Raw genomic sequence first — 24,784 nt, 5'->3', positions numbered from 1 at the left:
GGAGGACGCTTACTTGGCGTTGACCACGGCCATGATGTCTTCTTCGCGCATGACCAGCAGTTCCTGGCCGTCGACCTTCACGGTCTGACCTGCGTACTTGCCGAACAGGACACGATCGCCGACCTTCACGTCGAGCGCGATCGGGGCGCCCTTGTCGTCGCGCTTGCCCGGGCCGATGGCCAGGACTTCGCCCTGATCCGGCTTTTCAGCAGCGGCGTCGGGGATCACGATGCCCGAGGCGGTCTTGGTTTCCTGATCCAGGCGCTTGACGATCACGCGATCGTGCAAAGGACGAAGGTTCATATTCACTCCTCTCTTGACTGAGATTGAAGAACGCTTAGGGAAACTGCCCGGCGTGGCGCCCGGCAGAGAATTGTTAGCACTCTCGTGCAGCGAGTGCTAATTATATGGACGGGTTTTGACAAATTCAAGAAGGGAAACCGGAGGAATTTTCGGGGCGGCGACGCGGCGGGAAAAACCCACGAAAACAACAAAAACCCCTTTTAAAACAATGCCATATCGAATGCAACCGACCCGACAGGCGGGCCCATGCGGCCCGCTGATCCCATCCAGCCCCGTTTGGACACCGGGTAAGCCCGGAGTTCCCGGGACCGGTGACATCGCATCGAAAAAACCGCGCGACGCCGATTTCGTCTGCCGCGCCGTGCTCGCTCGCCGGCGTCGCCGGGCCGATTTCACGCGTCGGCGCAGTCCGCGCCGGACAACGGCCGGAAGGTCCGGCCGTCCGTCTCGACGGTCGCGCCCAGCCGCCGCGCGAGCCCCTTCGCGCCTTCGCGCATCACGACGTCGTGGTTCCACCGGAACAGCGGCCGCGCGAGCGGCTCCAGCCAGTTCATCCAGCCGCGCGTGCGGATGTGCCAGTCGTAGCGCACGACGGTGCGCGCGCCGTCGGCGGCGAACGACCAGCAGCCGTCGCCCTCGATCGCACCGCTCGCATGGCCTTCGAGCGCATGCGGCCGCTCGACGCGCCGCACGCGCATGTCGAAGGTCAGCCGGTACGGCAGCGCTCCCTTCCACGTATACCGGTGCAACGCGCCGACGCCGCGCGCGTCGCCAGGCTCGAGCTCGACGGTGCGCACGGCGCCCTTCCACCAGTCGGGCCAGCGATCGACCTGGTAGATCGCGTCCCAGACCGCCGCGAGCGGCGCATCCACCCGCCAGGTCGTCGAAAACCGGTACTCCGCCATGCAGCCTCCGGCATGCGCGTTCAGGAACGCGGATCGGCGCGCCGTCAGGGCGCGAAGAAACGCTCGGGAAACGCGACGTCGATCTCCACGTCGTCGAGCGTCACGGTTTCGAGCGGCACGTCGTCGTCGCCCGCATAGCTGACGACCTTCAGCGGAAAACCGTCCGCGGCGTCGAGCCACAACCGGTAGCGATGCACGCCGTCGATCGCGTGCGCGGGTGCGCCCGTGACCAGCACGCGCTGCGCGGTCCGGCCGCCGACGGCCTCCTTGCCTTCGGTCACCGTCGCACCGCCCTGCTGCAGCGCATGTACGTTGCGCAGCAGTTCGCCGACGTCCGAGCGGTCGACCCGGTGGCCGGTGCGGTCGCGCACGAGCGGATTGGACGGCGACAGCGTCAGCGCGGGCGGCGCATGCGTGCCGAACGGGCGCAGCCTGACCTTGCCGTCGCCGGGATCGTACGCGAGCACCGCGCCGCGATGCGGCGACACGAAATCCATCCGGACGAAGCCCGGTTTCAGGTACGCGTAGCGGATTTCGGTGCGCTCGCCGTCGCGCGCCGACGAGCGGATCGTCGCGCGGTACGAGCGGACGTGGTCGAAATGCGCCTGCGCGACGGTCACGGGATCGGCTGTCATGCTCGCTCCTATCAGGCTCGCGGCCAGCAACGCGGCGATCACGGCGCCGCCTCGACTTCGAGCACGCCTTCCATCCCGCGCTCGCGATGGCTACTGAAAAACAGCAGCCGGTGCGTGCAATAGTAGGCGAATCGCCCCGGCTGCACCGGCGTGAAACGAAACGTCTTCGGCGTCGTGCCGAGCTCGGTGCGTACCTCGATGCCGGCCTGCGGCGCGTCGATCTCGAAGCTGTGCGGCACCACGCCGGGCTCGGCCGACACGGTGAGTTCGACCGGCGCGTGCGCACGGACGATCACGTGATTCGGCCGGAAGAAATAGCTGCCGCCGACGATCGTCACGCGCTGCACGCCGTCCGCGTCGATCGGCACGCGCAGGGGCGTGTCGGCATCCGCGTGCGCAAGCACCGTGCCCGCGGCGAACACCGCCAGTACGAGCCCCTTCATCGTCGCCATCTTCATCGCCTGCTCCCTGCGGGCGCCGCGCGTCAGCCCTTCCACGCGTCGGTCGGCCCGCCCAGCGCACCGCATGCGTCGATCGCGAGCTCGCGCAGACGCCGTTCGTCGCCACGGCCGGACAGCGCATAACCCATGCCGCGATCCGACCAGAAATACGTGTAGCGGCCGTTCGCCGACAGCGCGCGCGGCGCGAGACGCCGCGCATCGTATGCGGTCATGTACAGCGTCACGCGCGCACCGTCCGCGCGCTGGTACATGAGCTGCGCGGCCGGCCCCGCGTCGCCGGGCAGCAACCGGCCGCCCAGCAGCGCGTAACCGTATTCGTCGAGCGACGGCGCGCGCACCGGCCGGCCGACGCGCGCCGACAACCACGCGGCGAGACGCTCGGGATCGTTCGCGCCGACTTCCACCGGATGCTCGCGGTCGGCCGCGTACACCGCGTAGGCGACATCGGCGCGCGCGGCGAACGCCGGTTCGCGGCCGAATGCCGCCCAGCCCGCATGCAGCGCGACACCGATCAGCAGCCCGGCCGCCAGCCCCGCGAACGCATGCGCGACCGCGCGCCAGCGCGGCGCGCGGCGCTGCACGAACAACGCGGGCGCCGCGCCCGGCAACGGGAACAGCGCCTTCAGCGCATCGCGCTGCGCGCGGTAATGCGCGAATCGTTCGGCTTCGTGCGGATCGGCCTGCAGGCGCGCGAGCACCTCGCGCCGCTCGTGCCCGGACAGTTCGCCGTCCAGCAGCGCGGACAGCAGTTGCGCCGACGCATCGTCTCCCTGCTCGTTCGAAGGCTTGCGCGGATCGTCCATCATGGCTTCCCGATCACCCGTAACGTGGCCGTGCCGTGCGTCGACGGCGCGTCCGACAGCAACGCGCGCATGTGCGCGCGCGCCCGCGCGAGCCGCGACATCACCGTGCCCACCGGCACGCCGAGCACCTGCGCGGCATCGCGATAGCTCAACTCCTCCAGCGCGACCAGCAGCAGCACCTCGCGCTGTTCGACCGGCAGCCGGTACAGCGCACGCTGCACGTCGCGCAACTCCAGCCCGCCGACCTCGCCGACCGGCGCGGCCATCGTCTGCCACGGCGCCGTCGCGTCGTCGACCGCGATCTCGTGCCGCGCGCGCAACTGGTCGATGAAGCGGTGCCGCAGCAGCGTCAGTAACCATGCGCGCAGGTTGCCGCCGTCGCGCGGCGGCCGGTTCAGCGCACGCTCGAGCGTGTCCTGCACGAGATCGTCGGCCCATGCGCGCTCGCCCGTCAGCGCACGCGCATAGCGCGTGAGATGCGGAAGCCATACCAGCAGGTCCGATTCATAGCTCATCGGGGCGCCTCGCGCGTCGCCGCGCGGTCACGGTCACGGCCGCGCGACGTGCCACATGCCGCCGATTCCATCGCCGCCCGCGTCGCCGGCCTTGCGGTCCATCTTCCAGCGATACAGCGGGCGGCCGCGGTATGCCCATTGCTTTTTGCCGTCGTCGCGGGCGACGAGGCTCAGCGCACCCGACGCCCTGTCGTACGCGTCGGCGAGCGCGGGCGGCCAGTTCGCTGCGCATGTGCCGTCGCACATGCTCTTGCCCGGCGCATCGCGATCGAACACGTACAGCGTCATGTGCGCTTCGTCGACCAGTTTCCCGTCGCCGACCTGGGGCGGTTCCGCGGCCGCCGGCCGCACGATCGCCACCGTCAGCGCGGCAGCGAAGAGCATCCGTTTCATTCCCGTTCTCCTTGGCGTCGTGTCGCGACACGGTGCCGCCGAACGGGACGATCGGCTGCGTCGCGATCATTATCCCGCCGGCCGGCTGTGCCGGAACTCGGTATGTAAACGGACGGCGGCGGCCGGTTATTCCATGCGGCGGCGCGACGAGTGGTGGCGATCATTCATGCGACGAAAGCACGCGGGAAGCCTGAATGTCCTTCTTGTCGATTGGCAGATCATTTTCGACGGCGCGGATTTCGACCACCCGGGCAGCAGAACGAAAAACCGTGAAATACGCGCATTGCCATCGGCGCGTGCCGGCGACCGACGCCGCAACTGCGCGCGGCCGGTTCAACTGAAGCGTGCGGGCCGATACGGATGCGGATCGATATAGGTCGGCGCGCCCGTCATCATTTCGGCGAGCAGGCGGCCGGTCGCGGGCCCAAGCGTGAGCCCGTGATGGCAGTGGCCGAACGCGAACCACAAATGGCGATGGCGCGGCGCGGGCCCGATCACCGGACGCATGTCGGGCGTGCACGGCCGCATCCCGAGCCACGGTTCCGGATCGAGCCGCTCGCCGATGCCGAACGCGTCGCGCGCCAGCGGTTCGGCACGCGCGAGTTGCACGCCGGTCGGCGGCGCATCACGCGGCGCGATCTCGACGCCCGTCGTCAGCCGCAGGCGGCCGCCTTCCATCGGCGCGACGACGAAACCGGCCTCGGTATCGCACACGGGCACGTTCAGCGGCGTGCGCGTCGGCCGGTAATGCATGTGATAGCCGCGCTTCGCGCGCAGCGGAATCCGGTAGCCGAGCGGCGCGAACACCTGATCGGACCACGGCCCGAGCGCGACCACGGCCGAGCGCGCCGAGATCGGCCCGTGTTCGGATCGGACCTGCCAGCCGTCATCGACCTGCACGAGCGTCGTCGCGTCGCCGTGCACGAACGTGCCGCCGTCGCGCTCGAACAGCCGCGCATAGGCCTTGGTCAGCCCGCCCGGGCTCGACACGGTCTTCGGATCCTGCCAGTGGAAGGCGCCGCAGAAGGCGTCGCCGATACCGGGCTCTCGCGCGCGCAGCGCATGCGCGTCGAGCACGGTCATCCGCAACCCGTGCGCGGCGGCGACCTGCTGCTGCGCGCGCGCTTCCGCGTCGAACAGCCCCGGTGAACGGAACGCCTCGATCCATCCGCCGTCGTGCACGAGCGGCTGCGCGTCGGTGCGTGCGAGCAGCGCATCGTGCTCGACGACGCTCGCCGCGACGAGCGGCAGCAGGTCGCGCGCGGCGGCCGCGAGCCGCTGCGGCGACGATTCGCGCCAGAAGCGCGCGAGCCAGCCCGCATACGCAGGTAGCGCGCGGTAATCCCAATAGAGATCGACCGAACGGTTGCGCGCGTAGCGCAGCAGCGTGCCGAGCCGGCGCGGAAACGCATACGGCACGACCGACGAGCGCTCGATCAGCCCCGCATTGCCGTGGCTGGTTTCCTCGCCGGGCGCGCGCCGGTCGACGAGCGCGACGCGCAGCCCGCGATCCTGCAGATGCAGCGCCGACGACACGCCGACGATGCCGGCCCCCAGAACGATGACGTCGAAATCCATGGTCCCCCGCACTGCGTCGAGATGGGATGCGCCGTGCGCCGGCCCGGCGGGCGGCACGCGGCGGCGCTTACTTCGCGATGATGTCGCGTTTGAAGTACTTCTGCGACAGCGCGCTCAGCGTGCCGTCCTTCTTCAGCGCATCGAGCGCACCGACGATCTTCGCCTGCAGCGCCTTGTCGTTCTTGCGCATCCCGAAGCCGGTGCCTTCGCCGAGCGTCGCCGGATCCTTCAGCGGCTCGCCGACGATCCGGTAGTCGCGGCCGGCCGGCTTGTCGAGGAAGCCGTCCTGCGCGGTCTGCGCTTCCTGCACGGCCGCGTCGAGACGCCCCGCGACGAGATCGGCGTAGATCTGGTCCTGATCCGGGTACGACACGACGTCCACGCCCGCATTGGCCCAGTGCGCCTTCAGGAAATCCTCCTGCGACGAGCCCTGCAGCACGCCGACGTGCTTGCCGCGCAGGCTCGCGACGTCGGGCTTCAGCGGCGAGCCGTGCTTCGCGACCATCACGATCGGCACCACGTAGATCGCCGGCGTGAAGTCGATGCTTTGCTTGCGCTTCGCGGTGATGTTCATCGCCGAGTTGATCGCGTCGAACTTGCGCGCCTGCAGCGCCGGGATCAGCCCGTCGAACGCGTTCTCGACCCACACGCACTTCATGTTCAGCTTCGCGCATACCGCATTGCCGACGTCGACGTCGAAACCCTGCAGCTGACCAGCCGGCGTCTTGCTCTCGAACGGCGGATAGGCGGCTTCGATCCCGAAGCGCAACGTGGTCTGTTCCGCATGGGCCGTGACGGCCGCGCACGCGACCGCCGCAGCGGCGCAGAGGGAAAGTTTCCAGTTCATGACGGTCCTTCTGTTCTGGAGTGAGGCGATGAAGATCGGTCGCACGACGCCTCGGTCGGACGCCGGGTCGGGATTCGGCGCAGGCCGCCGCCGCATGGCGACGTGTCGGGCTCTGCATGCGAAATATAGACTCAAAGTCTACTATAGACTATAGGGGATACGAGGAGATCGTCGTGTTGCTCGACGCCGAAATTTCGTCGCCCGAGCCAAAACATCGTTGATTCCGTGGCATTTTTCATGATCCCAGCACCGCCACGACGTCTCGAAAAGAAAAATTATCCCGATTTCGTTTGTCTATATTAGACTTTTAGTCCACAACGAACCCCGCCGGACACCGTCTTTCGAGACTTTCTGTCCAGCCCGCACCGGAGATGTCCCGATGACGCAACCCCGCCCCAGCCTGCCGCTGACCGTCGACGAAGCCGCGGTGCGCGCGGCGCTGCCGTCGCTCGACGTGCTCGGCACGCTGCGCCGCATGTTCGCGTCGCTCGCCGCGGCGCGCGCGGTGCAGCCGCCGCAGACGCTCACGCCGTTTCCCGACCAGGCCGGCGACTTCATCACGTATCTCGGCGCGCTCGCCGACCAGCAGGTATTCGGCGCGAAGCTGTCGCCGTATGTCGTGACAGACGGCAAACCCATCGTCACCGCATGGACCGCATTGATGTCGATGCAAACCGGCCAGCCGCTGATGTGGTGCGACGCCGGGCTGCTGACCGTCGAACGCACGGCCGGCACGACGGCGCTCGCGGTCGACTGCCTCGCGCCGCGCAACGCGCGTCATCTGGCGATCGTCGGCGCGGGCGCGGTCGGCCTCGCGCACCTGCGGCACACGGCGGCGCTGCGCGACTGGGACACGATCCGCGTGTACTCGCCCGCGCTGGCCGGCGATACGGCACTGCAGGCGAGCCTCGCCGCGCTCGACCCGCGCGCACGCGCGGCGGCAAGCGTCGAGGCGTGCGTACGCGACGCGGACGTGGTGATGCTGTGCACGTCGTCGGGCACGCCCGTGCTCGGCGACGGGATGCTCACGCGCGCCGCGCTCGTCACGTCGATCAGCACGAACGTCGCGCGCGCACACGAAATCCCGCCCGCGTGGCTGCCGGACATGGACGTCTACTGCGACTACCGGCACACGACGCCCGCGAGCGCCGGCGAGATGCAGATCGCGGCGGCCGAGCACGGCTGGGATGCCGGCCGGATCGCCGGCGACCTGCCCGCGCTCGTCGCCGGCACCTGCGCGGCGCCGTCGCGCACGCGTCACGCATTCTTCCGCTCGATCGGCCTCGGGCTCGAGGACATCGCGATCGCGCACGCGCTGTACACGCATCTGACGCGCGGATGAGCGCCCCGCGCGCGCGGGGCCGATACAATGGCGCAACCGCCGCGGCGGCCGCGCGCGGGCGCACGGGCATGCCGGCCGACGGTGCGCCGGCCCGCCGGCCCGACACGCTGCCCGGCTCCCGCCCACCCGAGATCGCGATACCGATGCGCAAGAAGAAATCTCCCGTCAAAGACCTGCTGCTCACCCGCTATGCGCCGATCGCCGACGGTATCGCCGCGCTGTTCTTCCCGTACGCGGAAGTCGTGATCCACGACCTGCACGACCAGACGGTGCTGTATCTGGCGAACAACCTGTCGAAGCGCGAGGTCGGCGACGATTCCGCGCTCGAGGAAATCGATCATTCGGCGCGCGAGCGCGTGATCGGCCCGTACGAGAAGCTGAACTGGGACGGCCGGCGGATGCGCTGCGTGAGCAACGTGCTGTTCGACGACGAAGGCCGCCCGGCCGGGATGATGTGCATCAACTTCAACATCGCGGTGTTCGACGAGATGCGCGCGACGCTCGACCTGTTCATCAAGGGCGCGGGCGTCGTCGCGCAGCCCGACGAGCTGTTCCGCGACGACTGGCAGGAGCGCATCAATACGTTCCTGCACGGCTGGCTGCGCGAGCGGCAGGTCGGGCTGAACGGGCTCACGCGCGAGCACCGGCGCGAACTCGTCGAGGCGCTGTACGCGGAAGGCGCGTTTCGCGGCAAGAGCGCGGCGAACTACGTCGCGAACGTGCTCGGGATGGGGCGCGCGACGGTCTACAAGCATCTGAAGCATCTGAAGGAAACGGGCGACGCCTGAGCGCGCAGCGGCGGCCGCAATGACGATCGGACCCGGCCATCGGCATCGGACGACCGTTTCCGCGTCGAAGCTTCGCGATACGCGGGCGCGGCTGCATGCCGCACGGGCCTACGGACCACGGAGCCCGGGAGCATAAAGTGATATAGTCACAGTTACATTTTTGACCGCTCCAACCGCCATGACGACCGCTCCCGCCCCGACCGCCCGCCCGACCCTGACCGTCGAAATCTGGTCCGACCTGATCTGCCCATGGTGCTGGATCGGCAAGCGCCGTTTCGACGAGGCGCTGGCCGCGTTCGCGCACGCCGACCGCGTCGACGTCGCGCTGCGCGCGTACCGGCTGATGCCGGGCCACCCCGTCGAGCCGGTCGAGGCGATGCTCGCAGGCAAATACCGGATGGCGCCCGCACAGGTCGACCAGATGCTGCGCCAGGTAACCGAGGCGGCCGCGAGCGTCGGGCTGCGCTACGACCTGCCCGGCACGCTCGTCGGCGACACGCTCGACGGCCACCGGCTCGTGAAGCTCGCGCACGCGTCGGGCCGCGCGCATGCGCTGACCGAGCGCCTGTATCGCGCGTATTTCTGCGAGCACGGCTCGCTGTTCGATCATGCCGCGCTGACCGAATTCGCGGTCGAAGCCGGGCTCGAGCGCTCGGCCGTCGAAGCGGTGCTGCACAGCGACGCGTACCGCGACGAAGTCGAGGCCGACATCGCGCGCGCCGCGCAGATCGGCGGGCGCGGCGTGCCGCTGTTCGTGTTCGGCGGCCGCTACGCCGTATCGGGCGCGCAGCCGGCCGACGCGTTCGCGCAAGCGCTCGACCACGCGTGGCGCGACGGCGTCGTCGAACTCGACGGCGACGACGCGGCCGCCTGCGGCCCGGACGGCTGCGAACTGCCGGCGCGCGCGTAACGCAACATCCCGCTTCACGCGCGCCGGGCCACACCCGCCGCTACGCGACGCTCCTGCCACAAACCGACAGGAAACCCGCGCCGGTGGCATCTACAATGCATCCTTCCATATAACGAATAGAAGGCTGCGAGCCCATGACCCACGGGATTCACGGCGAGAAGCGCTGGTACGCGCTGATCGTGCTCTGCCTCGGCGTGCTGATGATCGTGCTCGACAGCACGATCGTGAACGTTGCGCTGCCGTCGATCAGCACCGATCTCCACTTCACCGAAACGGCCCTCGTGTGGGTCGTCAATGCCTACCTCCTGACATTCGGCGGCTGCCTGCTGCTCGGCGGCCGGCTCGGCGACCTGTACGGCCAGCGGCGCATGTTTCTCGCGGGCCTCGTCGTGTTCACGCTCGCGTCGCTCGCCTGCGGGCTCGCGCAATCGCAGGCGATGCTGATCGCCGCGCGCGCGGTGCAGGGGCTCGGCGGCGCGGTCGTGTCGGCCGTCTCGCTGTCGCTGATCATGAACCTGTTCACCGAGCCCGGCGAACGCGCTCGCGCGATGGGCGTCTACGGCTTCGTGTGCGCGGGCGGCGGCAGCATCGGCGTGCTGCTCGGCGGGCTGCTGACGAGCTCGCTGTCGTGGCACTGGATCTTCCTCGTCAACCTGCCGATCGGCGTCGCGGTCTACGCGATGTGCGCCGCGCTGCTGCCGCGCACGCGTACGGCGGCCGGCACCGCGCGGCTCGACGTGGCGGGCGCGATCACGGTGACGGCATCGCTGATGCTGGCCGTCTACGGAATCGTCGGCGGCAACGAGGCCGGCTGGCTGTCGACGCAGACCGTCGCGTTGATCGGCGCGGCCGTCGTGCTGCTCGCGCTGTTCATCGCGATCGAGTCGCGCGCCGCGCACCCGCTGATGCCGCTTACGCTGTTCGCCGCGCGCAACGTCGCGCTCGCAAACGCGATCGCCGTGCTGTGGGCGGCCGCGATGTTCGCGTGGTTCTTCCTGTCCGCGCTGTACATGCAGCGCGTGCTCGGCTACGGGCCGCTGCAGGTCGGCCTCGCGTTCCTGCCGGCGAACCTGATCATGGCGGCGTTCTCGCTCGGGCTGTCGGCGCGGATCGTGATGCGCTTCGGGATCCGCGGCCCGATCGCCGCCGGCCTGCTGATCGCGGCGTGCGGCCTTGCGCTGTTCTCGCGCGCGCCGGTCGACGGCGGTTTCGTGTGGCATGTGCTGCCCGGCATGACGCTGCTGGGCATTGGTGCAGGCGTCGCGTTCAATCCGGTGCTGCTCGCCGCGATGAACGACGTCGATCCGGCCGATTCCGGGCTCGCGTCGGGGATCGTCAACACCGCGTTCATGATGGGCGGCGCGCTCGGGCTCGCGGTCCTCGCGAGTCTCGCCGGCGCACGCACCGATGCGCTCGCGGCAGCGCAAGCGGCGCCGCTCGACGCACTGAACGGCGGCTACCACGCGGCCTTCGCGTTCGGCGCGGCGTTTGCGGCCGTGGCCGCGCTGACCGGTTTCGCGCTGCGCATCCGGCCGCCACGCGCGGTCGAAGGTGCCGGGCCCGCGATGCACTGACCGTCGATGGGCGGCCCGGAACCGGCATCGAGTCGGGGCGCGCACTGTCGCGCCCTTTTTATGCGCGCCCGGATACACGGCGCCGGCCCCGGTTCGTCATCGCTTTCAGACCGGTCGTCATCGTCGGTCGCGCCCCATTCAAACGCCCGTTTTACGTCCCGCCGGCCGCCTGCGGTGCAGACCTTCCCGGCCGATTTTTAACGCAGTCGTACATTGACGCGCCACTTTTGCGACAATGGCGGACTTTGACGCGCGCGCAGCGCCGCGGCCGCGCGCCGCCGCCGAACGCCACCTAACCGCCTGCCTCCGATGTCGCTTCCCCATATCGATCTGCTGTACTCGCTGTCCGGCCTGTTCGTCGGCATTCTCGTCGGCCTGACGGGCGTCGGCGGCGGTTCGTTGATGACGCCGATCCTCGTGCTGCTGTTCGGCGTCCACCCGGCGACGGCCGTGGGCACGGACCTGCTGTACGCGGCCGCGACCAAGGCCACCGGCACGCTCGTCCACGGCCTGAAGGGCTCGGTCGACTGGCGCATCACGGGCCGGCTCGCGGTGGGCAGCGTACCGGCCGCGGCGCTCACGCTGTGGTGGCTGCACACGCACGGGATGAACACGCCGGGTACCGCGCGGATGATCCAGCTCGTGCTCGGGGTCGCGCTGCTGCTCACGTCGCTCGCGCTGATCTTCCGCCCGCAGCTCACGGCATTCGCCGCGCGCAACCCGCTCGCGCCGAGCCCCGCGCGCACGCTGTGGTCGACCGTGCTGACGGGCGCCGTGCTGGGCGTGCTCGTGTCGATGACGTCGGTCGGCGCCGGCGCGATCGGCGTGACCGTGCTCCTGCTGCTGTATCCGCTGCTGGCGACGACCCGCATCGTCGGTTCCGACATCGCGCATGCGGTGCCGCTCACGCTGGTCGCGGGCATGGGCCACTGGCTGCTCGGCTCCGTCGACTGGTCGATGCTGCTGTCGCTGCTGCTCGGTTCGCTGCCCGGCATCGTGATCGGCAGCCTGCTGTCGGCGCGCGCGCCCGAGCGGCTGCTGCGCAACCTGCTCGCGTCGACCCTGGTGGCGGTGGGCGTGCGGCTCGTGCTGGCGTAAGCAACGCCTCGCGTCTGGTGACAAACGCCACCGTCGGCGCATGCCGATCCTCAATAGAGGGCTTTTCATCCCTGTTTTGAGGATTAAGGAAGCCATCACCTTCGACTTCCGGGGCGATACCCCCTCCGACACAAAAAGATGCCCCCGGAGTCCACGACTCTCGGGGGCATCTTGTGGAACGACAGCCACACCATCAACGTACACGACCCGCCACATCGGGACGCACGCGCGCGTGCACTTTTCCGCCGCGGCGGGCGGCGCCCGCCGCCCGCAACACTTACTGCCCCTGCTGCTGCAGTTTCTGCTGCTTCATCTGCTGCGTGCGCGCCTGCAGCTTCAGCACGCGTTGCAGCGCAGTACGGTTCGCGAGGATGCCGTCGTAGAAGTTGGCGAGATCACCCTTCAGCGCGGTCCGCGACGCGTCGTTCAGATAGATCATGTGGCCCGACGGGTAGTTCTTGATCGTCAGGTTCTGCGCCTTGAGCGTCGGATCGAGCGGCATCTGCGCGAGCGTCAGCTCCGTCTGGTGGAACGGCGTGACGGCGTCGAAATAGCCGTTCGCCGACAGCACCTTCAGGTCCGGGTTCACGCTCATCGTCGACGCCAGGTCGCCGGCCGTGTACAGCGTGTTGCCGCCACCCTTGTTCGCGCCGGTCGGGTCCGTGTGGCTGAAGTCCCAGTTGTTGAAGACCTGGTCGTTCAGGTCCACGAACGACGACGTCGACGTGTACTTGAGATCGGTGTTGATGTAGCTGTTCCACAGCACCGTGTACGCGCCGCCGACGTTCGTGATCGACGGATCGTTGCTGCCCGAGTTCGGCAGGATGTACGGCGCGATGCCCTTGCCCGTGAAGTTCGCGCGACCGTCGTACTGGCCGATCTGCGTGCCCGGCACGAGCGTCAGGAAGAACGTGTACGGCGGGTTGTCGTCCGACGACGGCACGTTGCCGAGCGCGGCCGGGTTGCCGAAGGTCTGGATCAGCGACGTCGGGTCCGTGCCGATGTACGCGCCCATCTGCTGAGCGGTCTGCAGCTTCAGGTTCAGCCGCACGTTCACGAAGCCGCCGTCCTGCGGATTCGGCTTCTGCGCAAGCGGCGCGAGCGTGTTGTCCGCGTAGTGGCGGGCCTGCACCATGTACGCGTCGAGATCGGTCGGCGTCGGGTTGAGCGTCGTCTTCTTCCAGTAGAACGCATCGGCCGCGAGCGTCGGGAACGTGCCCGGCGCGGACAGCGCGTTCGCATAGTCGAGGATCGACGACTGCAGCGTGATCCCGTTCAGATCGATGCCGTCCTCGTGCAGCACCCACGACACGACCGCGCTGCGCGCGGTGCCGTACGACTCGCCGTACAGGAACTTCGGCGAATTCCAGCGCGAGTACTTGGTCAGGTAGCGCTGGATGAAGCGGTCGATCGAGCGCGCATCCTGGTCGGTGCCCCAGAAGTCCTTGTTCTTCGCCGGCGCGATCGCCGTCGAGTAGCCGGTGCCGACCGGGTTGATGAACACGAGGTCGGTGCGGTCGAGCAGGCTGTCCGGATTGTCGAGCAGCTTGTACGGCGCGGGCGGCGTGAAGTTCGGGAACGACGACTGCAGGCGCTTCGGCCCGTACGAGCCGAGCAGCAGGTAGACCGACGACGAGCCCGGGCCGCCGTTGTAGAAGAACGTGACCGGGCGCGGCTTCGACGGGTCGGGATTGTCCTGCGTGTACGCGACGTAGAACATCTTCGCGTTCGGCGCCGACGTGACCGGATCGATCGTCGTCAGGTGGCCGGTGGTGGCCGTGTACTGGATCGTCTTGCCGCCGATCGCGACCTGGCGGTGCACGACCGCCGCGCCTTCCGTCGAATCCGTGACCGCATCGTTCGGCCCGGTGCCGTACACGTCGGTGTCGACGTACGGCTGGTCGGCCGCGGTGGCGGCCGTTGCGTCGGTGGTGGCCGACGTGCCGCCGCTGGACGTCGCGGCCGCGGTGGCGGCCGACGCAGCCGGGCTCGGCCCATCGTCGCCGCCGCACCCCGTGACGAGCAGCGCCGCGGCCGCCGCGGCGGCGAGCGGTACGCTCAAGGTCGTTCCGAATAGCGCGAAACCGTCTTTCAAGGACTTGCGTGTCGTCATTATTGCCTCTCGAACAGAACGATAAATACCGCCGGTCGCAAGGGATCATTTGCGCCGGCGCTCCGCACCGGGAATGCATTCGTTATGCGACGCACTCCGAGTTTTTTACCGGATCGGCGAATACCGATCGGCACGATTTACCCCACCTTTTTTTGCAACCGCACAATGGCATAAACTCCATTGGCAACGATAATTCGATGATTCACCGCAATACGGATTCATTCCGCGGATTCGCACGCATAACGAAAGCGACGGACAAAAGGACGCCTCGCAAAGCCCGCTCAGCAAAGCGTCTTCACTTCGACCAGACAAACGATCCCCATCGGCGAGATACCGATTAATCGCGAAACCGCGACCAATCGCGACTCGATCCGATTGAATAAAATCGAAAGGAACGATTAACTAAATGGAAAGGAATATGCTCGCAATCCGATTTATTAAATTAAGTGAAAATACCGGCGCATAATAGGTTCCGGATTTATCGCCGTAAAGTAAGAATTTGTTACAGCGCTCGCCATTCCGATAAAAGGCAGTCCGGGACCGATTCCAGAAACGCCCATAAAAAAAGCCGGACGGCTGTCCGGCTTGCTGGAGGCGCGTGACGGGCGCCGTCAGAGCGGCACGTCGATCGTGCCGACGCCGACGGAAATCGCGTTCGCGCCCGGCGCGGCCGAGATCGGCGGCAGGTTCGCGCTCGTCAGCGCGGGCGCGGCGCCCGGCGTGCCGCCGCGCGGCACCGTGCGGATCACCTGCGACGGCGGCAGCGGCGCGCCGTTCTTCAGGCGCTTCCACATCAGGTTCAGCGCCTGCACGTTGTAGTAGTGAACCGGCACGAAGCGCGTGTCGAAGCCCGGCACCGACAGGAACGCGTCGAAGTGCTGGCCGTTCGTCACTTCGTAGAACACCAGCTGGCTGCGCCCGGCTTCGCTGATGCCGTTCTGCGCGACGTACGCGCGCGACGCGTGGTTCACGGGCACGAGCGCGTCGCTGCGGCCTTGCACGATGATCGCCGGCTTGCCGTGCAGGTTCGCGTTCACGCGCACCGCGTCGACGTTCGCGGGCATCCCGAGCATCCCGTTCGTCCACAGCTGGCGCAGGCACAGCGCGCCCGCGAAGCTCGCATCGGGCGTCGCGAGCCGGTGGTCGACGCCCGCGCCGTTGTTGAACACGAGATTGATGCCGGCCGTCGGCGGCACGCCGTTGCCGATGCCGAACACGGCCGGCATCGGCGACGCGGCGGGCGCCGCGACCGCGCCCGTCGCCGCGTTCGTCGTCGCGAAGCTGAAGTTGCACAGGTTGTCGGTGACGCGCGAGCGCGTGTACGCGTTCGCATAGGTGACCGCGATCGCGGGAATCGCCTGCGAATCCCACATCGCCGCCTGCAACAGGTCGGAATCGGCCAGATAGCCGGCCGCATGGAGCTGCGCGAGCGCGTCGGCCGCCTGGCTCTGCGTGTCGGCGCCCGCCACCAGCCCGGCCGCGGCGAGCGTTGCGCAGCGCTGCGTGCGGATCGACTGCGTGGTCGCGGACGGCAGCGCGCTCAGGTACGGCGCGCCGGCGAGCGACGCCGACGCGGCCGCGCACGGTTCCAGCAGGTTCGCGAGCGTCGCGTAATCGGCCAGCGGCCGGCCGAACGACGGCGCCGGCTGGCCGCCCGTCCGGACGACCGCATTCGGCGCCATCCGCACGTTGATTTGCGGCTCGCCGACCACGACCGCGGTAATCCAGCCGCGGCTGTCCTGCTCGGCCGCCGCGAGCGACGCGCCGCCGCCGTTGCTGACCGACGCGGCGATCGTCGTGATGTCGCCCGCGCGATAGCGCACGGCGTGATGCGTGCCGTCGATCAGCGGGCCGAACTGCTCGTTGAGCGCCCAGTATGCGAATTCGACCGCCTGCAGCGTCACGCGCCCCCAGTCCTGTTCCGGATTCTGTTGCGAATGCGCGTGCTTGAACGCATAGCGGTTCGGGAAGCGGCCGTTGAACGCGGCGAGATCGCCGCTCGTCACGTTCGCGGTGAACAGGCTCGCGGTGCCGGCCAGCACCGCGTCGGCGAGCGTGCCGTCGATCAGCGTGACGGCGTCGGAACCGAGTTCGTGCGCGCCGTTGCCGCCGCCCTTGTCGTTGTAGGCGACCGCGCAGCCGCGCTTGAGCGCCCATTCGCCGGCCGCGGAAATCGCGCCGTACACGCCGCGCGAGCCGGACGACGTCGCGGTGACGATGCAGGGCTGCGCGGGATTGAAGCTGGCAGGCACCTGCACGAGCAGCGTCACGTTCTTGGCGCCGCTGCCGTCGTCGGCATACGCGAGATATTCGGTGCCGGGGATCTTGCCTTCACCGAGCGTGTCGTTGCCGTCGAGGTCGACGTTCGGCCCCCAGAAGCGGCCGTAGCCGCCGTTCGCGCTCATGTCGACGAGCGCGCGGTAGTTCGACCAGATCGCGAGGCGGCGCAATTCGGCGCTCGTCGGCCGCGACGGGTTAGCGAAGCCCGGCGCGGTCGCCGCCGCGAGGCCCGTCTTGCCGAGGCCGGCCGTCAGCAGGTCGTCGCTCGCGCCGTCGTAGGCCGTCGTGCGCACGCTGCCGGACACGAAGCCGGGCAACCGGTTGCGCTCGGCCGACTCGTCGCCGTTGCAGGCGCCGAGCATCGCGACCGCGGCCAGCGCCGCCCCCCACACCACCCGCTTGCCCCACCCGAACTTCGTCATCGCCGCCCCCTCGATATCGTTATCGGTCCGTCGCCGCGCCGCGCGCGGCTGTCGGCCCCCTGAAGCGCAAACGGGCCCCGGCATGCCGGGGCCCGCCTGAAACGGGCGCGCGCGGCGCTCGCGCGCCGCCGCCCGGCGTTACTGCTGCTGAACCGTCAGCTTGTTCGTGACCGACGTCACACCGCTCACGCCCTTCGCCGCCTCTTCCGCCTTGTCGATCTGAGCCTGGTCGGGCACCGTGCCCTCCAGCGTGATCGCGCCGCCCTTCGAGCGCACGACGAGGTTCGCCACGTCGATGCCGCCTGCCTTCGTAATGGCCTTGCGCACCGCATAGCCGAGCTTGCGGTTCGCCTTCTTCGCGGTTTTCGCGGCGGCTTTCGGCGCGCTCGTCGCGGCCGCCGGCGCTTCCGTTGCCGCTGCGTCGCTCGACTGCGCATATACGCTGCCCGACAGACAGGCCGCCACGGCGGCGACGCCCAACGCTCTCAACACGATCGACTTCATGCTATCTCCTTATCACTCCGGAACGGCCGTGCACAGTACGGCCGGATACCCCCAAAAACAGCCGGCCCGCGCGCGAACGGGCGGGACAGCCGGTGTTTTCCACGGCGATACGAGAGAGGCGTCACGGGCCGGCGGCCGGCGCACGCAAAAGCGGGCCGGTCGGGCCGGGCAGCCGCCGGCCGGACGCGCCCGGCCTCATGACGTGCCGGGTCGCGCGCGAATCGGGCGCGGCTGCGTCGCACAATGTAATCCAGCGCCCGCCGAAGCGCAAAGCTTTTGACGCCGGGATGCCCGCCGCCGTCGCGGCGCCGCGGTGCAATACCGCCCCGACTCGCGCAGGCGCAGGGAAACCGGGTACCATCGCCGCGAGAATCCGCATCGTCCCGCGACGACCGTCACCGATGCGTCACGCCAGCGTCATCCGCCGATCCCATGAAGCCTGCCCGTCCCCGCCCGCCGCGCCGCATCCTCGCCCGCTTCGTCGCCGTGTCGTGGCGCGACCTCGCGCTGTCGATCGGCCCGACCGTGCTGCTCGCCGGCGCGGCCGTCTGGCTCGCGGTCAAGCTGATCCAGCCGGCGCCGCCGTCCACGCTCGTGATCTCGGCCGGGCCGCCCGGCAGCACGTACTGGAACGCCGCGCAGAAATACAAGACGATCCTCGCGAAAAACGGCGTCACGCTCGACGTTCAATCGTCCGAAGGTTCCGCGCAGAACCTCGCGCGGCTGTCGAACCCGAACGCGCCGGTCGACGTCGGCTTCGTGCAGAGCGGCATCGGCCCGAAGGAGCGCGACGAGCATCTGGTGTCGCTCGGCAGCATCGGCTACGTGCCGCTCGCGATCATGTACCGCGGCCCGGTCGTCGCGCGCCTGTCCGATTTCAAGGGCAAGCGGCTCGCGCTCGGCGCCGAAGGCAGCGGCGCGCGCGAACTGAGCCTCGCGCTGCTGAAGATGAACGGCATCGTGCCGGGCGGCCCGACCGAGTTGCTGCCGACCGCCGGCGAGGACGCCGCGACCGCGCTGCTCGACGGCAAGATCGACGCCGCGTTCCTGTCCGGCGACTCGACGCAGATCCCGGTGATGGCAAAGCTGTTCCGCGCGCCCGGCGTGCACGTATATTCGTTCACGCAGGCCGAGGCGTACGCGCGGCGCTTTCCGTATCTGACCGCGATCACGCTGCCGATGGGCGTCTACGATCTCGGCCGCAACCTGCCGCCGGCCGACATCCACACGGTCGCGCCGACGATCGAACTCGTCGCGCGCGACTCGCTGCACCCGGCGCTGTCCGACCTGCTGATCGAGGCCGCGCGCGAAGTGCACGGCCACGCGACGATCCTGCAGCACGCGGGCGAATTCCCGTCGTCCGTCACGCGCGGCTTTCCGCTGTCCGACGACGCCGCCCGCTACTACAAGTCGGGCAAGAGCTTCCTGTACCGGCGGCTGCCGTTCTGGGTCGCGAGCCTCGTCGACCGGCTGCTGGTCGTGGTCGTGCCGCTGATCGTCGTGCTGATCCCCGGGCTGCGGCTCGTGCCGTCGCTGTACGGCTGGCGCGTGCGCTCGCGCATCTACCGCTGGTACGGCGCGCTGATCGCGCTCGAGCGCCGCGCGCTCGGCGAACATACGGCCGAGGAGCGCGTGCAGTTGCTCGACGAGCTCGACGACATCGAGGAAGCCGTGAACCGGATGAAGATGCCGCTCGCGTACGCCGGGCAGTTCTACGTGCTGCGCGAGCACATCGGCTTCGTGCGCGAACGGCTCACCGCGCACGACCAGGATGCGCCGGCGGGCCCGCCCGGCGCCGGCAATTCGCCGGCGCGCGCGGAAACCGGCCCGCCGCCGGCCGGCGATGGCCCCCGGGCGACTCCCGGTTCCGCGTGAGCGAACGATCCGCGATCATTGCTGCATGCGCGCGCTGCCGCGTAACATGGAGGCCGCCGCCAGGCGCCGCACGCCCCCCCTTCTGGAGAACGACATGACAACCGGCCTCGATACCGCCCAACCCGCCTGGTTCTTCGACTTCGTGTCGCCGTTCTCGTATCTGCTGCTCGAGCAGCACGACAAATGGCCGGACGTGCCGTTCAACCCCGTCGCCGTATCGCTGCCCGACCTGCAGCGCCACTGGGGCCAGCGCCCGAGCGCCGACGTGCCGGCCAAGCGCGTGTTCACGTACCGTCACGCGCTGTTTCGCGCGGAACAGCTCGGCATCCGCTTCAAGATGCCGCCCGCGCATCCATTCGATTCCGACAAGGTGCTGCGCCTCGCGATCGCGCTGCGCGCCGATATCGTGACGGTGCTGGAAATGTTCCGCTTCGTCTGGCGAGAAGGCAACGATCCATCGACGCCGGACGGCTTCGCGGCGCTGTGCGAACGCGTCGGCGTGAGCCACGGCGACGAGCTGATCGAATTCGAGGAAACCGCCGCGCAGCTGGCCCGCAACACGGCCGATGCGATCGCGCTCGGCGTGTTCGGCGTGCCCACCTTCTGGATGAACAAGCAGCTGTTCTGGGGCGAGGACGCGCTGCCGATGGTGCTGTACTGCGCGCGCACGCCGAACTGGCTCGAATCGCGCGAGGTCAAGCGGATCAGCACGCTGCCGAAGGGCCGCGCGTGATGGGGTGCGTGATGGCCGGTATCACGCACGGCAACGCGCGGCTGCGGTAAGGTTACGCGTCCCCTGAATCACCCCCCACCAATGGACGACGACGACCGTACCGCCTCGCTCGACATCTGGCTCGTGCGCGTATTGCGCACGCTGTTGCTCGAGCGCAGCGTCACGCAGGCCGCGCTGCGGCTGAACCAGACCCAGCCCGCGATCAGCACCGCGCTGCGCAAGCTGCGCGAGACGCTGAACGACCCGATCCTCGTGCGCGGCAAATCCGGCATGGTGCCGACCGAATACGGCGCGTCGCTGCTCGAAGCCGCGTCGCGCGCGCTGCGCGAGGTCGACTTCATCGCGACGCCGCACGGCGACTTCGATCCGTCGTCCGCGCGGCGCACATTCCGCGTCGCCGCACCCGACTACCTGAACGATTTCTTCATGCCGACGCTGATCGAGCGCTTTCGCGACGCGGCGCCGCATGCGCATCTGGAAATCGATTCGCTGAATCCCGCGCTCGACCACGCGGGCGCGCTCCAATCGGGTGCGCTCGATCTCGTGATCGGCAACTGGCCGAAGCCCGACCCGCAGTTCGCGCGCCAGGACCTGTTCTCCGACACGATCGTGTGCCTGATGCGCGACGCGCATCCGCTCGCCCGCGAACCGCTCACGCGCGACGCGTATGCGTCGGCCGCGCACGTCGCGCCGACGCCGTACACCGGCGACAAGCGCAACGCGATCGAGATCGGCCTCGCGCGCGCACGCCTCACGCGGCGCATCGTGACGACGCTGCCGTATTTCGGGATCGTGCCGCAGGTGCTGCTGCAGTCGGACCTGATCTTCACGACGACGCGCCGCTTCGCGACGCACTATGCGCAACTGCTGCCGCTCGTCGTCGTCACGCCGCCCGTGCCGTTCCCGCGCATCAAGAGCTACCTGCTCACGCACCCGCAACCCGATCGGCCGACCGACATCGCGTGGCTGTGCGCGCTGATGCAGAGCGTGTCCGACGAACTGACGGTCGCCCGCACGCGCAAGCGCTGACGCGCGGCCAAAGCGCGGCGCGGAGTGGTCAGGCAGCGCGGCCGCTCAGGCCGTGCAGAAGGTTTCCTGCAGATGAGTCCAGCGCACGACGCCCGCCGCGTCGCGCGCGAACACGGCGGTCGCGCGGCGCGCCGGCAGTTCGCCCGCTGCCGCATGCTGCGTTTCGAGATAGGTGACCACCGCATGCGCTGCATCGGCCGCGAGCACGCGGATCTCCGACAGCGCGATGTGCAGCCCCGGCTTCGCGCCGGCCAGCTTCGCGAACAGCGCGCGCATGCCGTCATGGTCGACCACGCGGCCGTCGGTCAGGATCATCGTGAAGTCGACGGAAAACGCGGCGAGCAGCGCATCGAGCGCCGCCGGCGCGGTATCGACGCCGGACAGCCAGCGCTCGATGGCGACGAGGCTCGCATCGAGCGCGTCGAGATAGACGGAGTGATCGGACATGGGGCGTGCACGGTGACGTGAAGCGCGGCCCGCTGCCGCGCGTTGTCGTGCAGTGTAGGCAAAAACGCGCGGTCGTGCGCCAGCCGCGCGGCATGACCGTTTTACCGCGCGTTTTAGCGCGCGCAGGACAGGTCGTCGCGTGCGCGCCCGGCCGCGGCCGCCTTCGCATTGGCCACCGGCATGCCCGAGCGGGCCTGCAGCAGCTCCGCGCAGACGGCCACCGCGATCGCGCCCGGTGCCTTGTCGACGATGCCCGCGACGCCGATCGGGCACACCATCTCGACGAGCCGCGCCGGATCGACGCCGCGCGCGGCGAGCCGGCGCTCGAACTTCACGCGCTTGGTGCGCGAGCCGATCATTCCGAAGTACGCGTAGTCGCGCCGCCGCATGATCTGCGCGGCGAGCGCGAAGTCGAGCGCGTGGTTGTGCGTCATCACGAGGAAGTACGCGCCGGGCGGCGCCGCGTCGACGACGGCCTCCGGCGTGTCGGTCGGCTCCGGCTGCACGTTCGGCGGACATTCGTCCGGGAACAGCTCGTCGCGCGTGTCGACCCACTGCACGACGCACGGCAGCGCGCCGAGCAGCGTGACGAGCGCGTGGCCGACGTGCCCCGCGCCGAACAGCACGATGTGCATCGGCGGCGGTGCTGCGGTCACGCGGTTGCGCTGGCCGGAGCCGGGCGCGAACGGCTGTCGTTGCGACGACGCGCTGCCGCACGCGCCGTCGCATCCGGCGGCGGACGCCTGCGACGCGGCACGCGGCGAACGAGCGGGGCCGTTCATGCCGGCCTCCGTCGGGTCGTGCCGCCGTGAGCGAGCAACGAACGAAGCAAGCGCAAAGAGCGTTTCATCTCAACCTGCCCGGCTCGCGCTCGCCGCACGCACCGCGCCGATCGCGCGCAGGATCGACTCGCCCGTGGCCGGCGCGTCGAGCGGCGGATTCACCTGGTAGTCGCCGACCGCGGCCACCGCATCGCGCACCGCGAAGAACACCGAGAACGGCAGCAGCAGCGGCGGCTCGCCGACGGCCTTCGAGCGGTGGATGCTGTCCTCGACGTTGCGGTTCTGGAACAGCCGCACGTTGAACTCGGGCGGCGTGTCGTTCACCGTCGGGATCTTGTACGTGGACGGCGCATGCGTCATCAGCTTGCCGCCCGCGTTCCACCACAGCTCCTCGGTCGTCAACCAGCCCATCCCCTGGATGAACGCGCCTTCGACCTGGCCGATGTCGAGCGCCGGGTTCAGCGACGCGCCGACGTCGTGCAGCGCATCGACGCGCAGCGTGCGCATCTCGCCCGTCAGCGTGTCGACCACGACTTCCGACACGGCCGCGCCGTACGAGTAGTAGTAGAACGGCCGGCCCTGCAGCTTCGATTGATCCCAGTGCAGCTTCGGCGTCGCATAAAACCCGTCGGACCACAGCTGCACGCGCGCGAGATACGCCTTCGCGACCACCTCGCCGAACGGCACGCCATGGCCGCCGACCCACACGACGTCGTTGCCGAACTTCACGTCGGCCGCCTCGACGTTGCCGTCGCCGAACTGCTTCGCCGCGAACGCCGCGAGCCGCTCGCGCAACTGGCGCGCCGCGTCCTGCGCGGCCTTGCCGTTCAGGTCGGAGCCCGTCGACGCGGCGGTCGCGGACGTGTTCGCGACCTTGCTCGTGTCGGTCGCGGTCACGCGGATCCGGCCGAAGCGGATGCCGAGTTCGTGCGCGACGACCTGCGCGACCTTCGTGTTGAGCCCCTGCCCCATCTCCGTGCCGCCGTGGTTCACGAGCACCGAGCCGTCGGTGTAGATGTGCACGAGCGCGCCGGCCTGGTTGAAGTGCGTGACGTTGAACGCGATGCCGAATTTCACCGGCGTGAGCGCGATGCCTTTCTTCAGCACCGTGTTGCGGGCGTTGAAGGCGCGCACGCCCGCGCGCCGCGCGCGGTAGTCGCTCGTCGTCTCGAGTTCGCCGAGCAATTCGTGCAGCACGTTGTCCTCGACGGTCTGCCCGTACGGCGTCACGTTCCGTTCGGTCTTGCCGTACAGGTTCGCGTAGCGGACGTCGAGCGGATCGCGGCCAAGCGAACGCGCGATGTCGTCGAGGATGGTTTCGATCGCGAACGCGCCCTGCGGGCCGCCGAAGCCGCGGAACGCGGTGTTCGACTGCGTGTTGGTCTTGCCGCAGTAGCCGGCGATGTCGACGTCGCCGAGCCAGTACGCGTTGTCGAAGTGGCACACCGCGCGCGTCATCACCGGGCCCGACAGGTCGGCCGAGAAGCCGCAGCGCGACGTCATGTCGAGCGCGACGCCGTCGATGCGGCCGTCGTCGTCGTAGCCGACGTCGAAGCGGTAATGGAAGTCGTGCCGCTTGCCGGTGATCATCATGTCGTCGTCGCGGTCCGGACGCAGCTTCACCGGGCACAGCAGCTTCCATGCGGCGAGCGCCGCGCAGCATGCGAACAGGCCCGACTGCGATTCCTTGCCGCCGAAGCCGCCGCCCATCCGGCGGCATTCGACCAGCACGTTGTGCGACGCGACGCCGAGCACGTGCGCGACCAGGTGCTGCATCTCGCTCGGGTGCTGCGTCGAGCAGTACACGTGCATCCCGTCGTCGTCCTTCGGCACCGCGTACGCGATCTGCCCTTCCAGGTAGAACTGCTCCTGGCCGCCAAGCAGCATCTCGCCCGACTCGCGGTGCGGCGCGGCGGCGAGCCGCGCGGCCGCGTCGCCGCGCGCGAGCTTCAGCGGCGGAATCACGTAGGTTTCGGCCTTGCGCGCTTCCTGCGCGGTCAGGATCGCGGGCAGTTCCTCGTAGTCGACCTGCGCGCGCCGCGCGGCGAGCCGCGCGGTTTCATGCGACGTCGCGACGACGATGAACATCGGCTGGCCGACGAACTGCACGATGCCGTTCGCGAGCACCGGATCGTCGTGGATGATCGGGCCGCAATCGTTGACGCCCGGGATGTCGTCGGCCGTGAACACGGCGACCACGCCCGGCGTCGCGCGCACCGCGTCGAAGTTCATCGACACGATCTTCGCGTGCGGCTTCGCGGACAACCCGAGCGCCGCGTGCAGCGTGCCGGCGACGAGCGGGATGTCGTCGGTATAGGTCGCGCGGCCGCTCACGTGCAGGTGGGCGGATTCGTGCGCACGCGACACGTGCACCTGCGCGGCGTCGGCCTGCGGGTCGAGGGTGCTCAGGAACGGTTCTGCTTGCTGGTTCATGTTCGGTGTTCTCC

23 protein-coding genes are annotated in these 24,784 nt (G+C 69.1%); 8 read left to right on the top strand and 15 right to left on the bottom strand.

The genetic code is table 11. From position 1 onward, the window contains the following. Positions 1–9 precede the first annotated feature (9 nt). The 9 genes from groES to KR541_RS03850 form a co-directional block, all read right to left on the bottom strand. Positions 10–303: a co-chaperone GroES gene (gene groES / locus KR541_RS03890; RefSeq protein ID WP_004186661.1), complete on the bottom strand. Its 294-nt coding sequence runs from the start codon at positions 301–303 to the stop codon at positions 10–12. Between the two features lie 392 nt (positions 304–695). Next, positions 696–1,208, bottom strand: a complete 513-nt coding sequence (locus KR541_RS03885) for an SRPBCC family protein (protein ID WP_050011692.1) — start codon at positions 1,206–1,208, stop codon at positions 696–698. Positions 1,209–1,252: 44 nt separating this feature from the next. Then, positions 1,253–1,885, bottom strand: a complete 633-nt coding sequence (locus KR541_RS03880; protein WP_050011693.1) for a LolA family protein — start codon at positions 1,883–1,885, stop codon at positions 1,253–1,255. Next, complete coding sequence (locus tag KR541_RS03875; protein WP_124654045.1) at positions 1,882–2,301, bottom strand: cupredoxin domain-containing protein; 420 nt, start codon at positions 2,299–2,301, stop codon at positions 1,882–1,884. The genes KR541_RS03880 and KR541_RS03875 overlap by 4 nt, the downstream gene beginning before the upstream one ends. Positions 2,302–2,327: 26 nt before the next feature. Continuing rightward, a complete protein-coding gene (locus KR541_RS03870) occupies positions 2,328–3,110 on the bottom strand; it encodes an anti-sigma factor family protein (RefSeq protein ID WP_124654047.1) in 783 nt (260 codons plus the stop codon). Further along, the gene (locus KR541_RS03865; RefSeq protein ID WP_216089358.1) at positions 3,107–3,622 is read right to left on the bottom strand and encodes a sigma-70 family RNA polymerase sigma factor; all 516 of its coding nucleotides are present in this window, start codon (positions 3,620–3,622) and stop codon (positions 3,107–3,109) included. Before KR541_RS03865 ends, KR541_RS03870 begins: the two co-directional genes overlap by 4 nt. Before the next feature lie 33 nt (positions 3,623–3,655). After that, positions 3,656–4,015, bottom strand: a complete 360-nt coding sequence (locus tag KR541_RS03860) for a COG4315 family predicted lipoprotein (protein WP_124630621.1) — start codon at positions 4,013–4,015, stop codon at positions 3,656–3,658. A gap of 333 nt (positions 4,016–4,348) precedes the next feature. After that, positions 4,349–5,593: an NAD(P)/FAD-dependent oxidoreductase gene (locus tag KR541_RS03855; protein WP_124555699.1), complete on the bottom strand. Its 1,245-nt coding sequence runs from the start codon at positions 5,591–5,593 to the stop codon at positions 4,349–4,351. 67 nt (positions 5,594–5,660) lie between these two features. Further along, complete coding sequence (locus KR541_RS03850; protein WP_124630620.1) at positions 5,661–6,440, bottom strand: ABC transporter substrate-binding protein; 780 nt, start codon at positions 6,438–6,440, stop codon at positions 5,661–5,663. Positions 6,441–6,819: 379 nt separating this feature from the next. On the opposite strand from KR541_RS03850, the gene KR541_RS03845 reads away from it, so the two are divergent. The 5 genes from KR541_RS03845 (at position 6,820) to KR541_RS03825 (ending at position 12,152) form a co-directional block, all read left to right on the top strand. Then, the gene (locus tag KR541_RS03845) at positions 6,820–7,782 is read left to right on the top strand and encodes an ornithine cyclodeaminase family protein (RefSeq protein WP_050011698.1); all 963 of its coding nucleotides are present in this window, start codon (positions 6,820–6,822) and stop codon (positions 7,780–7,782) included. Continuing rightward, positions 7,779–8,570 carry a helix-turn-helix transcriptional regulator gene (locus KR541_RS03840; RefSeq protein ID WP_216089357.1) on the top strand — a complete coding sequence of 264 codons (792 nt, stop codon included), beginning with the start codon at positions 7,779–7,781 and terminating at the stop codon, positions 8,568–8,570. The genes KR541_RS03845 and KR541_RS03840 overlap by 4 nt, the downstream gene beginning before the upstream one ends. A 178-nt stretch (positions 8,571–8,748) precedes the next feature. Continuing rightward, the gene (locus KR541_RS03835; RefSeq protein ID WP_050011700.1) at positions 8,749–9,480 is read left to right on the top strand and encodes a DsbA family oxidoreductase; all 732 of its coding nucleotides are present in this window, start codon (positions 8,749–8,751) and stop codon (positions 9,478–9,480) included. A 134-nt stretch (positions 9,481–9,614) separates the two neighbouring features. Beyond that, entirely contained in the window at positions 9,615–11,054 is a 1,440-nt protein-coding gene (locus KR541_RS03830) for a DHA2 family efflux MFS transporter permease subunit (protein ID WP_089488200.1), read from the top strand. A 309-nt stretch (positions 11,055–11,363) separates the two neighbouring features. Continuing rightward, the gene (locus KR541_RS03825) at positions 11,364–12,152 is read left to right on the top strand and encodes a sulfite exporter TauE/SafE family protein (protein WP_050011702.1); all 789 of its coding nucleotides are present in this window, start codon (positions 11,364–11,366) and stop codon (positions 12,150–12,152) included. A gap of 277 nt (positions 12,153–12,429) precedes the next feature. Here the strand turns inward: KR541_RS03825 and KR541_RS03820 are convergent, their stop codons facing one another. The 3 genes from KR541_RS03820 to KR541_RS03810 all read right to left on the bottom strand — a co-directional run bounded on the left by KR541_RS03820 (position 12,430) and on the right by KR541_RS03810 (position 17,471). Further along, positions 12,430–14,265 (bottom strand): S10 family peptidase, encoded by a 1,836-nt coding sequence (locus tag KR541_RS03820; protein WP_050011703.1) that lies wholly within the window; start codon positions 14,263–14,265, stop codon positions 12,430–12,432. Positions 14,266–14,876: 611 nt separating this feature from the next. Continuing rightward, positions 14,877–16,967 (bottom strand): D-(-)-3-hydroxybutyrate oligomer hydrolase, encoded by a 2,091-nt coding sequence (locus KR541_RS03815; protein WP_050011704.1) that lies wholly within the window; start codon positions 16,965–16,967, stop codon positions 14,877–14,879. 138 nt (positions 16,968–17,105) lie between these two features. Continuing rightward, positions 17,106–17,471, bottom strand: coding sequence for a BON domain-containing protein (locus KR541_RS03810; RefSeq protein ID WP_050011705.1), 366 nt, complete (start codon positions 17,469–17,471; stop codon positions 17,106–17,108). Positions 17,472–17,903: 432 nt separating this feature from the next. Between KR541_RS03810 and KR541_RS03805 the strand changes: the two genes are divergently transcribed. From KR541_RS03805 to KR541_RS03795, 3 genes are all read left to right on the top strand, one after another. Next, a complete protein-coding gene (locus KR541_RS03805; protein WP_124555691.1) occupies positions 17,904–19,346 on the top strand; it encodes a TAXI family TRAP transporter solute-binding subunit in 1,443 nt (480 codons plus the stop codon). Between the two features lie 94 nt (positions 19,347–19,440). Further along, on the top strand, positions 19,441–20,079 hold the full coding sequence (locus KR541_RS03800) for a 2-hydroxychromene-2-carboxylate isomerase (RefSeq protein WP_050011707.1): 639 nt from the start codon (positions 19,441–19,443) through the stop codon (positions 20,077–20,079). Positions 20,080–20,160: 81 nt separating this feature from the next. After that, a complete protein-coding gene (locus tag KR541_RS03795) occupies positions 20,161–21,108 on the top strand; it encodes a LysR family transcriptional regulator (protein ID WP_050011708.1) in 948 nt (315 codons plus the stop codon). A 45-nt stretch (positions 21,109–21,153) separates the two neighbouring features. On the opposite strand, the gene KR541_RS03790 is transcribed toward KR541_RS03795, so the two are convergent. The 3 genes from KR541_RS03790 to xdhB all read right to left on the bottom strand — a co-directional run bounded on the left by KR541_RS03790 (position 21,154) and on the right by xdhB (position 24,770). Continuing rightward, positions 21,154–21,555 (bottom strand): nuclear transport factor 2 family protein, encoded by a 402-nt coding sequence (locus KR541_RS03790; RefSeq protein ID WP_050011709.1) that lies wholly within the window; start codon positions 21,553–21,555, stop codon positions 21,154–21,156. Between the two features lie 113 nt (positions 21,556–21,668). Next, positions 21,669–22,337, bottom strand: coding sequence for a xanthine dehydrogenase accessory protein XdhC (gene xdhC, locus KR541_RS03785; RefSeq protein WP_176015552.1), 669 nt, complete (start codon positions 22,335–22,337; stop codon positions 21,669–21,671). 69 nt (positions 22,338–22,406) lie between these two features. After that, positions 22,407–24,770 carry a xanthine dehydrogenase molybdopterin binding subunit gene (gene xdhB / locus KR541_RS03780; protein ID WP_050011711.1) on the bottom strand — a complete coding sequence of 788 codons (2,364 nt, stop codon included), beginning with the start codon at positions 24,768–24,770 and terminating at the stop codon, positions 22,407–22,409. Positions 24,771–24,784: the final 14 nt, after the last annotated feature.

It is taken from the genome of Burkholderia sola, assembly GCF_905400185.1.
In the GTDB taxonomy this organism is placed as follows: Bacteria; Pseudomonadota; Gammaproteobacteria; order Burkholderiales; family Burkholderiaceae; genus Burkholderia; species Burkholderia sola.
The sequence above is the reverse complement of the archived record's forward strand: the minus strand, read 5'-3'. Positions and strand labels throughout refer to the sequence as shown.